Raw genomic sequence first — 10,688 nt, forward strand, 5'->3', positions numbered from 1 at the left:
CAAAAGTCATTGGAGTTGCAGGTAGGCAGCAAGTAAGCAAATCCCGATGAGCTGACATCAGTCAGTGATTCGGGTGAACGAACGCAGCTAACCCCCCTGCGGCTTCAAGGACGAATAGACTCCCAAAAGTCATTGGAGTTGCAGGTAGGCAGCAAGTAAGCAAATCCCGATGAGCTGACATCAGTCAGTGATTCGGGTGAGCGAACGCAGCTAACCCCCTGCGGCTTCTAGGACGAATAGGCTCCCAAAAGTCATTGGAGTTGCAGGTAGGCAGCAAGTAAGCAAATCCCGATGAGCTGACATCAGTCAGTGATTCGGGTGAGCGAACGCAGCTAACACCCCTGCGGCTTCAAGGACGAATGGGATCAGCAAATACGGGGCAATGGCTCGTCCAGAGGCAGATCCAGTCTACGCGAAACACCATACGCACCGCATAAGCGCACTTGTTTATTCTCAGTCACCTGCCCGATAACGGCGGCATCCTGGCCGAGTGGATGGTTATGGAGCGCTGTTAATACCGCTTCTTGTGCCTCTGGTGACACCACCAGCACCAGCTTACCTTCGTTGGCAAAGTTGAGTGCATCCAGCCCCAGCAATTCGCAAATACCCCGCACCGCCGGTTTCAGGGGGAGATCTGACTCGTTGATCTCCATGCCGCAACCGCTGGCGGCCGCAAATTCATGTAGGATCGCCGTCACGCCGCCACGGGTAGCATCACGTAACGCTCGCACCCCGGCAATAGCTCGCAGCGGAGCTATCAACGGCGCCAATAGCGCACAATCGCTCACCAGCTCTGCTTCCAGCCCCAGCCCTTCACGCAGGTTCAGAATGGTCGCGCCATGATCACCTAAAGTGCCACTGACAACGATCCGATCACCAGCACGGATCATCGCGGTTCCCCAATGGATATCTGCGGGGATCACTCCTATGCCGGTGGTATTGATAAAGATCTTATCTGCCGCGCCGCGCTGCACGACTTTGGTATCACCTGTAACTATCTGAATCCCTGCCTGCCGCGCAGTAGCCGCCATTGATTGCACAATGCGCGTGAGAACGTCCATCGGCAAACCTTCTTCCAGAATAAAACCGCAGGAGAGATAGCGTGGTGTTGCGCCACTGACCGCCACATCATTTGCTGTGCCGCACACGGCCAACTTGCCGATATCGCCGCCGGGGAAAAAGATCGGATCAATGACATAGCTGTCGGTAGATACCGCCAGCCGATCGCCCTGTACGGTTAGATTCGTCAGCGCGATACGCGCCTGATCTTCCCGTTCATTCAGCGCCGGATTGGAAAACTCCGCCAGAAACAGTGATTCGATCAAGCTCTGCATTGCCCGGCCACCGCTGCCGTGGGCCAGAGTAATCTCTTTCTTATTCATTTAGTTGTGACCTTATTAATAACCCAAAGTTATTGGAGTTGCAGGTAGGCGCTGTAAGCGAACGCAGCTCCCCCCAGCAGCTTCAAATACCAAGGGTTATCGATACTGATAATAAGCGGCGCAGGCCCCTTCGGATGACACCATCAGCGCGCCAAAGGCATTGTCTGGCGTACACTCACCGCCGAACAGTGGGCATTGATCAGGCTTGCAACGCCCAGTCAGCACATCACCACAGCGAGATCGTGGAGAGTCTGCCACCCGCTGCTGTTGCGGTTTGAAACGTAATTCGGCATCAAATTCAGTATAGTCAGGGCTGAGTTGTACGCCGGAATCCGCTATTTCCCCCAAACCACGCCATTCGCTGCTGGCTTTAGCAACAAAAACCTCTGTCAGTGCCTGTTGTGCCAGTAAGTTGCCACTGTCCGGCACGATACGCCGATACTGGTTCTCTACCACACAACGCCCGCTGACCATCTGTTCAAGCAGCATTACCAGCCCCTGCAAGATATCCAGCGGCTCAAAACCGGTAACCACCAATGGCTTGTGGAATTGGTCGCAAATAAAGCCATATGGCGTGGTGCCAATCACCATACTGACATGACCGGGAGCCAGAAAAGCGTCGATACGCACATCCGGTTGTTGCAGCAAGCTACGTAGGGTAGGAATGATGGTGATGTGCTGGCAGAACACAGTGAAATTGGTCAACCCGAGCCGTTTGGCTTGTTGCAGGGTTAAGGCACTGGCAGGCATGGTGGTTTCAAAACCGAGGCCAAAAAACACCACTTGGCGATCAGGATTATGCTGTGCCAGCGTCAGTGCATCCAACGGCGAATAGACCACGCGAATATCCGCGCCGCGCCGTTTGGCATCCAGCATCGAACCATTGCGCCCTGGCACACGCATCGCATCACCGTAAGTGCAAAAAATCACCTCAGGATGCGCGGCAATTTCCAAACAGCTATCAATGCGGCCCATCGGCAACACACACACCGGGCAGCCCGGTCCATGGACAAACTCCAACCCATCAGGCAGCAGTTGATCAAGGCCGAATTTGAAGATCGCATGAGTGTGCCCACCGCAGACTTCCATAATTTGCAGTGGCAAGCGCTGTTGATCCGCGATCTGCGGCAATAACTGTTCGATCCGTTGCAATAATGCGCTCACTAATGCGGGATCACGAAACTCATCAACGTAACGCATCACGTGCCTCGCTTGCAGCGCTGGCATCCCAATCCAGCCCAACTGCCTGCATATGTTCCAGCGCGGCCAGTGTCTGTTGCGCCTCTTCTTCGTCAAGCAGGCTCATGGCAAACCCAACATGCACCAACACCCACTGACCTAGCAATGCCGCTGGGGTATCATCGCATACCAGTGCGATATTGATTTCACGCTTCACTCCGCTCACTTCCACCCATGCCAGTTGGTGAATGTCTTCACCCACCGCCACAATTTTGCCGGGAACGCCTATGCACATCGCTGTGTCTCCAGCCATTCCAGCCACAAATCCATCCCCTCTCCGCTACTGGCAGACAGCGCAATCACCTGAATATCAGGATTCACCTGACGGGCATAGGCAATGCACTGTTCAATATCAAAATCCAGATAGGGCAGCAGATCGATTTTATTGATAATCATCAGGGTGGAAGCTGCAAACATATGGGGGTATTTCAGCGGCTTATCTTCGCCTTCAGTAACTGACAATACTGCCACTTTATAGCGTTCGCCCAGATCAAAGCTGGCCGGACACACCAAATTGCCGACATTTTCAATAAACAGCAGGCTATCATCAGCCAGTGCTAAACGGTGTGCCGCATCGTGCACCATCTGCGCATCCAGATGGCAGCCTTTACCGGTATTGACCTGAATCGCTGGCACACCAGTGGCGCGAATACGTTCGGCATCATGGGTGGTTTGCTGATCACCTTCAATTACCGCGCAAGGCACTTGCCCGGCCAGCAGTTGCAAGGTCGAGGTCAGTAGCGTGGTTTTGCCAGAGCCGGGGCTGGAAACCAAATTCAGCGCCAGAATATGTTGTTCGACAAAATGCTCACGATTATGGTGAGCTAACTGGTTATTTTTGCTCAGCACGTCTTGCTCGATTTGCAGCAAACGGCGCTGGCCCATGCCCGGTGCGTGGCTGCCAGCCTCGCCCTGTCCGTAATGTAGCCCTTGTTGATCGGCATGCACTTGTGGCGCAAAGGGTCCAGCTTCCGGCTGAGCTGGTTCCGGTATCGCTACCGGTTCAGGCGTTTTACCGTGGTAGTGATGATGAACATCGCCCTGATGGTAATAATAGTGATGATGGACAATGACCGGCTGCGTGCCTTTGGCAACATATTTATGTTTATGCTGAGTCTTTTGCGGTTGGGCATCGTTGGGGTGGTCATGATGGTGATCATCATGGTGGTGGTCATCGTGATGATGGTGGCCATGATGATCATCATGATGGTCGTGGTCATGATGGTGACTGTCGTCGCCTTCGATCTTTGTTTCGCCGCTGGCGCAACCACAAGTCGTGCACATAGGAATTCACTCCTTCAGGATTATTCCACTTCTATCTGTTTTACCTGCAAACTGTCACCACTCTCCACTTGCAGAGCATGGCTGCCACAATGCGGGCACCCGGCATCGTGCCGTTCAATCTGAACACTGGCGCTACACTCCCAACACCAGGCTTGTGCGGGTAAATAATTGATATGCAATTGGCAATTAGTTGCCAATGTCTCACGGCTGGCCGCGTCAAAACTAAAACGCAATGCGCTCTCCTCAATACAAGAGAGCGCACCAATCTCCAGCCATACCGCCGTTATTCGTTTGGCCCCGTTAAGCCTGGCCTGTGTTTCAATCAGCTCCAGCGTACTGAGGCATAAACTGATTTCATGCATGCTGATTTGTCATTTGACTAAACAACGCCCGCCGCCGTGGATTAGCCGGTGCATCAGCATTACTAATGGGCAGTGAAAGCACCATGCGAGCGCTCTGTTCTGCCAGTAGCAGCGCCTGTTCCGCTTGCAGCGTAGTGTCCAATGGCGACATCAGCGAGCGGCTCAGGTACTGGCCGCAACCGGCTATTTCGCCGAGCGTAAAACTGATGGTGCCGCATGGCAGTGCCAGCATCAAGCGCTCACCCACCACCCGGCGCGGCCAGCTTTGCTGCGGCCCCGGTAATACCACTAAACTCAGCATCCACGGGGTCAATAACGCTCCCACCCATTGCTGCTCAAATAACTGAAAGCCACAGGCGCGTAGCGGTATGTGGTCACGGTAGAATGGCAAGCCGCGCATCTCATCTGCGGCAATCTGGCTGAAAACCTGCTCCAGTAAAGGAGCCGGGTTTTGCGTCAGCCCGATAATGCCAGTGTCGTCGAAGCAGTCAGACATGGTTTTGCTCCCGTGCGTTGAGCGTAATTCCGCTTAAGCGCAATGCGACCAAAATCTGTTCCAGCGCAGGTTCCATCGCCTGTATCACCGTCGGTGTCAGGCCAATTCCTGGCGCCAGAGATTCTGGCACCACGCCCACCAATGTCAGTTGGCGCGGGGATTCACCGGTCAGTTGCAGTGCCATCAGCACATCGCATAATCCTAACTGATGGGGCGAGACTTTACGGCTGAACATAGCCGGTATCTCTTTATCATGCAGCACCGCGACACTGCCCGGAGGCTGGCCGGTGAATACCGCATCAGCAACAATCAAATGTTCGCGGTTTGCCATCGCTTCCATCAGTTCTAAACCGGCGGTACCGCCGTCCAACACCTCAACACCTGGGGGTATCTCAAAGCGTTGTTCCAATGCTTCAACCAGACGTACCCCCACCGCTTCATCGCTGAGTAATAAGTTACCTATACCTAATACCAAAATCCCCATCACAGCACCTTGACTTTGGTCACTTCGTTGCCCGTTGTATCAACAATATGTACGGCACAAGACATACACGGGTCGAATGAGTGAATGGTCCGCACCACTTCGAGCGGTTTGGCCGGATCAGCAACCGGTGTACCCACCAGCGCTTGTTCGTATGGCCCGGGTTCGTCATTGTAGTTACGCGGGCCGGCGTTCCAGGTGGAGGGCACCACTGCCTGATAGTTGGCGATTTTGCCGTCTTTGATGACCACCCAGTGCGACAACATGCCGCGTGGCGCTTCTTCAAAGCCAACACCGCGAATTTCGCCGGTTAACGGAATATTCGGTTTGATAAAGGTTTCGACATCGCCGGTACCGATATTGGTCACCAGCGCCGTCCATTGCTGAGCCAGCGTTTCATGCAGCACACAACAATGCACTGCGCGGCCAATGATGCGGCCCAGCGTCGATGGCAGTTGATCTTGAGTGATAGCCTGCCCGCTTAATTTTTGATAGGCCGCGCCAATATCGCTGAAATGCTGTTTGGTCGGTGCATGATCTGCCGCCAGACCGCACATCAGCCATGCCAGCGGCCCAACTTCTACCGTTTTGCCGTAGAAAGTTGGCGCTTTTACCCACGAGTATTTGCCCTCTTCCTGCCAGCCGGTGTAGTTCGGGTTGGTTTTGCCCTCCCACGGTGCCAGCGGCTCGTCATCCTGATACCAGGCATGTTTGCCGCTCTCGGCAATCCCTTTGATCAGATAAGGATCGTTATGGTTGGCAATCGGCCGGAAGGTACCCTTATCCAGATAGCCGCCCGGCAGCAGGAAAGTCTCCCCTTTGCGATCGGTCGGTAGCTCCGGCACGCTGAGATAGTAATCCGCCCCTTTACCCAGATTGAGCCAACCTGGATAGTGGGCGGCGATCACCGCCGTATCCACCTTATAAACTTGCTCGATAAAACTGCCCAGTCGGTCGATGAAGGATTTCACCAACATCAAGCGTTCCAGATTAAGCACACTTGGCATATCCAGATTGATTGGATTGGCAACGCCCCCCACAGCCAGATTCTGAATGTGCGGTGTTTTGCCCCCCAATACCGCCACAATGCGGTTGGCATCGCGCTGGCACTCCAGTGCTTGCAAATAGTGAGCTACCGCAATCAGGTTCACTTCTGGTGGCAACGCCATTGCCGGGTGGCCCCAGTAGCCGTTGGCAAAAATGCCTAACTGCCCACTGGCCACCAGGTCTTTGATTTTCTGTTGTACACGGCTGAACTCTTCCGCGCTGTTCAGTGGCCAGCTCGATAAGCCACTTAACATGGCGGCTGCCTTCTGTGGCGAGGCTTGCAGCGCTGAGGTGACATCTACCCAATCCAGTGCCGACAGTTGGTAGAAGTGCACGATATGGTCATGGATGCTGTGCGCGGCCAGAATCAAATTGCGGATATGTTGCGCATTGACCGGGACTTCCATCCCCAGCGCATTTTCCACGGCGCGCACCGAGGCGATGGCATGGATGGTGGTGCATACGCCGCAAATACGCTGCACAATCATCCAGGCATCGCGGGGATCATTGCCTTGTAAAATCTCTTCCATGCCACGCCACATGGTGCCGGAGGACCAGGCTTTAATGACCTTGCCGTCCTCAATTTCGCAGTCGATCCGCAGGTGTCCCTCAATGCGGGTGACGGGATCAATGGTGATGCGTTGGCTCATGCTTTACCTCTGTCTGATTATTCTTATGTAATTGCCCGTGAGCAGGCAGCACCGGCAATAGCCGAATCAATAAAATGTAGGCGCAGACCTCAATGGCGACGAAGCCAATTGAGATCAGGATTTCACTGGTGGTTGGGAAGTAGTTGTAGCCACCGCCGGGGTTAAAGGCCAGTAGCGAGTAGTTGAGCCGCCATAGCGCCGCGCCCGCAATCATGCACAGCGCACCAATAAACAGTAAGCGGCTGTCTTCTCTGGCCCGCCGGATACGGAAGATAATGAGCGGCAAAGTCATCAGTACGATTTCAGCCCAAAAGGCGATAGCGTAGCGGTCGAAATGCAGCAGATAATCTATTTTGTGCCGCACTACCACTTCCCCCAAGCGCAGCAAGACAAATAGCAGCAGGAATAGGTCGATAATGGTGGTCAGCCGGGTAAACAGCGGTGTTTCATTGGCACCTCGCCCACGCAGTCCAGCCTGCACCAAAGAGCCTTCAAAGATGACAATAGAGAAGCCCAGAATGGCGGCGGTGAGCAATGAAAATAGCGGTAACATTTCATAGCTTTGCCACAGCGGATGAATCTTCGCACCTGCGGCAATCATCAATGAACCCATTGAGGACTGATGCATAGTCGGCAGCAGCGCACCCAGTGCAATGACGAAAAACATCACTTTGTTCAGCCGCTTGAGCGAAACCTTCCAACCGAGGCGTTCAAACAGTGCGGGGGCAAACTCCAGCGCCATTACACCTATATAAATGGTCATACAGACGGCGGTTTCGAATAATACCGAATTGACGTTAAAGTAACCGGGGATAAAGAAGTAAGGCAGGTTCCAATAGCGGCCAACATCAATGGTGATCGACAATCCCCCCAGCGCATAACCAAATAAACTGGCTAACAGCGCCGGGCGCACCAGCGGGTGATATTCGCCCCGGTTAAAGACATAAACCGCCCAGGCCAACGCCCAGCCGCCACAGGCCAGACCGGTTCCCACCAATAAGTCGAAAGCGATCCAGATCCCCCATGGGAAGCCGCCGTTCAAATCACTGACTGAACCCAGCCCGAGCACCAAACGTTTAACTATCAGCAGCGCGCATAACACCACAAAAGGCGCTAGCAGCATCACCGGCCAACTGACCAGCCGCCCACCCAGTGGACTGGATTTATGCATCGTCATCTGGACCGTCCTTTTTATCGTGCGTGTCAGCATCACTGTCTTTGCGCTCATCGCGGGTATTGCGATGCACCAGCGCCGTCACACCGGCCAGTACCGCCAGCGGCAGGATCATGCCTTTGTACAGGGTGTGCTGAACATGCTCCGAACGCGCACCGGTTGCCAGTTCTGCCAACGGTGGCAAATCAAGTTTCTCGGTCGGAATACCCGCCAGTACCAACACCTGCGTACCACCGCCCTCTTTTTCGCCGTATACGTGCGGATCATAATGGGCAACCGGATGCTCGTAGGTGTCGTTGGCACTGAGTGTCTGACGCGGGAAGCGATAGTTCTCACCCGGTGTTAACGTCAGCCGCCGTTTGGCTTCTGACAGCAACGCTTCACGGGTACCAAATATCACCGCCCCGGTCGGACACACCTCAACACAACCAGGCAAGCCGCCTTTGTCGAGCCGCTCCACCCCTTTCTGATTACACAACTCACATTTATGGATCTTGCCAAAGGGATTATCGTAATCGTATTTCGGCACATTGAACGGGCAGCCAACCATGCAATAGCGACAGCCGGTACAGATATCCGGGTCATAGTGAACGATGCCGGTTTTGGCATCTTTGCGCAGTGCGCTGACCGGGCAGACGGAAACACAGTTGGGATCAACGCAGTGCATACACTGCTTTTTGATATAGGCGTAACCATCTTCCAACTGATCTTTATGGATACCTGCACCACTGGTCCACACCTGAATAATGTTGTTGGTATAGGGGCTAAGTTTGTCGTTGTTTGACCAGATAGCATCACCACCGGCGTAGGTTTCACCGTGCGCGGCAAACTCGCTGTGATTAATCTGTTGGCATTTACTGACACACGCCTGACAACCGACGCATAACGTCGAGTCATACAACATGCCAAGCGCACCGGGGATCGGTGGTCGGTTTTGGACCTCAGCTTTACTGCTGGGGGAAAGTCCCGCCAGCAAGACACCGCCCGAGGCTAATTTGAAAAAGTGACGTCGGTTCACGGCTATTCCTCCCGCGATGAGTGATCGTCATCTTTACGGCGCTGCTTCTGTTGCCGCCCCAGCTCACGCACCGTCATCAGGCTGACACCGGCAACCAATCCCACCACCCCACCCAGCAACGCGGTGGCGGTAGTAGAAACCTTGCCACCTTCCGCATTATGGATCTGTGGTTTTTCAGCGCGTGGTGTTGGGTTTTCGACATTGGCTAATTGAGCAATGCTTTTGGTAAAACCAATCCCCTCTTCGTTACAGCCGTAGCACGGATGACCGATGCCGACCGGCCAGATGCCACCACCAACATCGCAGAACTCCAGCGTTGGACAGTTACCGTAGGTCTCCGGCCCCTTGCAACCAAGGTGATAGAGGCACCAGCCCTGACGATGCCCTTCATCACCAAACTGACGGGCAAAACGACCGGCATCAAAGTGCGGGCGACGCTCGCAGTTTTCATGGATCAGACGGCCATAGGCAAAGGTAGGACGGTTCTTGGTATCCAACGCAGGGGGGCGCTGGAAAGTGATAATATGAGCGACGGTTGCCAGGAAGTTATGGGGGTTGGGTGGGCAACCGGGAATATTAATCACGGTTTTACCCGGCAGTGCATCCTGCAAGCTGACCGCGCCGGTCGGGTTGCCACCAGTGGCTGGCACGCCCCCCCAGGCAGAACAGGAGCCGATGGCAATAATAGCTGCCGCATGTTCCGCCGCTTCGCGAATATGCTCGACAATAGGTTTGCCCGCCACCATGCAGTAAATCCCACCATCTTTCAGTGGGATAGAACCATCCACCACCAGTATGTACTTCCCTTTATACTGTTCAATAGCGCGGTGCTTATTCTCTTCCGCCTGCTCACCAAATGCTGCTGACAGCACTTCGTGATACTCCATTGAGATAACACTGAGCAGCAAATTCTCAAGGGTGGGATGCGTTGAGCGCAACAGTGATTCGGTACAGCCGGTGCACTCCTGAGCACCAATCCAGATGACCGGTGGCCGTTGTGGTGAACCGACCATATTGGCAATTTCTGCGGCAGCCTTACTGCTGAGACCCATGGTGGCAGCCAGCGCTGCACAAAGCTTCATAAAATCACGACGGTTAACGCCATGCTGGGAAAGCATGTTTTTTCCCCTGTCATTATTATTATATTGTTCACATACCCGATACTAATGATGGGTATATCCCTATAAAAAGCATGGTCTTATATCCAATAGATTTCGAAATGCAGGACGGCCGCAAACGAAAGAACCCCGATGAACTTACATAAGTAAGTGATTAGAGTAAGTGAGAGCAGCCAACACACCTGCACTTTGAAAAAAGATGAAGGATATTCTGTTAATAGTTTGTAACTCTGCAAATATAATTAAGTTGATCTTTATCAATGGATAATTGATTGAGTCTGAAAGGGGTAAATATCTGTGAACTAAAACCGTTTCAGCAAAACATTTCATTTGCCAGAAAATAAAAAATCTGTCAGGAGGGAATGCGGAGGATGCAGATGGAATTCAATATCATTAACCCAAAATAGTAAATTAATGCAATGACTTTAATTATATAT

At 53.4% G+C, this 10,688-nt stretch carries 10 protein-coding genes and 1 pseudogene; all 11 read right to left on the bottom strand.

Going from position 1 to position 10,688, the window contains the following annotated elements:
* Positions 1–365: 365 nt before the first annotated feature.
* The 11 genes and pseudogenes from hypE to hybO all read right to left on the bottom strand — a co-directional run bounded on the left by hypE (position 366) and on the right by hybO (position 10,268).
* Positions 366–1,382, bottom strand: a complete 1,017-nt coding sequence (hypE, locus tag V2A85_RS18775; RefSeq protein ID WP_420072084.1) for a hydrogenase expression/formation protein HypE — start codon at positions 1,380–1,382, stop codon at positions 366–368.
* A 96-nt stretch (positions 1,383–1,478) separates the two neighbouring features.
* Positions 1,479–2,582 carry a hydrogenase formation protein HypD gene (gene hypD / locus V2A85_RS18780; protein WP_420072085.1) on the bottom strand — a complete coding sequence of 368 codons (1,104 nt, stop codon included), beginning with the start codon at positions 2,580–2,582 and terminating at the stop codon, positions 1,479–1,481.
* A complete protein-coding gene (gene hybG, locus V2A85_RS18785; protein ID WP_083162471.1) occupies positions 2,569–2,856 on the bottom strand; it encodes a hydrogenase maturation factor HybG in 288 nt (95 codons plus the stop codon). The genes hypD and hybG overlap by 14 nt, the downstream gene beginning before the upstream one ends.
* Positions 2,847–3,905: a hydrogenase nickel incorporation protein HypB gene (hypB, locus tag V2A85_RS18790; protein ID WP_420072086.1), complete on the bottom strand. Its 1,059-nt coding sequence runs from the start codon at positions 3,903–3,905 to the stop codon at positions 2,847–2,849. The genes hybG and hypB overlap by 10 nt, the downstream gene beginning before the upstream one ends.
* A gap of 20 nt (positions 3,906–3,925) precedes the next feature.
* On the bottom strand, positions 3,926–4,267 hold the full coding sequence (gene hypA, locus V2A85_RS18795; protein WP_420072087.1) for a hydrogenase maturation nickel metallochaperone HypA: 342 nt from the start codon (positions 4,265–4,267) through the stop codon (positions 3,926–3,928).
* Entirely contained in the window at positions 4,260–4,763 is a 504-nt protein-coding gene (hybE, locus tag V2A85_RS18800) for a hydrogenase-2 assembly chaperone (protein WP_372560531.1), read from the bottom strand. Before hybE ends, hypA begins: the two co-directional genes overlap by 8 nt.
* A complete protein-coding gene (locus V2A85_RS18805) occupies positions 4,756–5,247 on the bottom strand; it encodes a HyaD/HybD family hydrogenase maturation endopeptidase (protein WP_083162463.1) in 492 nt (163 codons plus the stop codon). The genes hybE and V2A85_RS18805 overlap by 8 nt, the downstream gene beginning before the upstream one ends.
* Entirely contained in the window at positions 5,247–6,941 is a 1,695-nt protein-coding gene (hybC, locus tag V2A85_RS18810) for a hydrogenase 2 large subunit (protein WP_372560529.1), read from the bottom strand. Before hybC ends, V2A85_RS18805 begins: the two co-directional genes overlap by 1 nt.
* Positions 6,919–8,118, bottom strand: a complete 1,200-nt coding sequence (hybB, locus tag V2A85_RS18815) for a Ni/Fe-hydrogenase cytochrome b subunit (protein WP_420072088.1) — start codon at positions 8,116–8,118, stop codon at positions 6,919–6,921. The genes hybC and hybB overlap by 23 nt, the downstream gene beginning before the upstream one ends.
* A complete protein-coding gene (gene hybA, locus V2A85_RS18820) occupies positions 8,105–9,133 on the bottom strand; it encodes a hydrogenase 2 operon protein HybA (protein WP_050086541.1) in 1,029 nt (342 codons plus the stop codon). The genes hybB and hybA overlap by 14 nt, the downstream gene beginning before the upstream one ends.
* A gap of 2 nt (positions 9,134–9,135) precedes the next feature.
* Positions 9,136–10,268 (bottom strand): annotated as a pseudogene (gene hybO / locus V2A85_RS18825) (hydrogenase 2 small subunit).
* Positions 10,269–10,688 lie beyond the last annotated feature (420 nt).

This window comes from Yersinia sp. 1252 StPb PI (assembly GCF_048593885.1).
GTDB classification, from domain to species: Bacteria; Pseudomonadota; Gammaproteobacteria; order Enterobacterales; family Enterobacteriaceae; genus Yersinia; species Yersinia enterocolitica_E.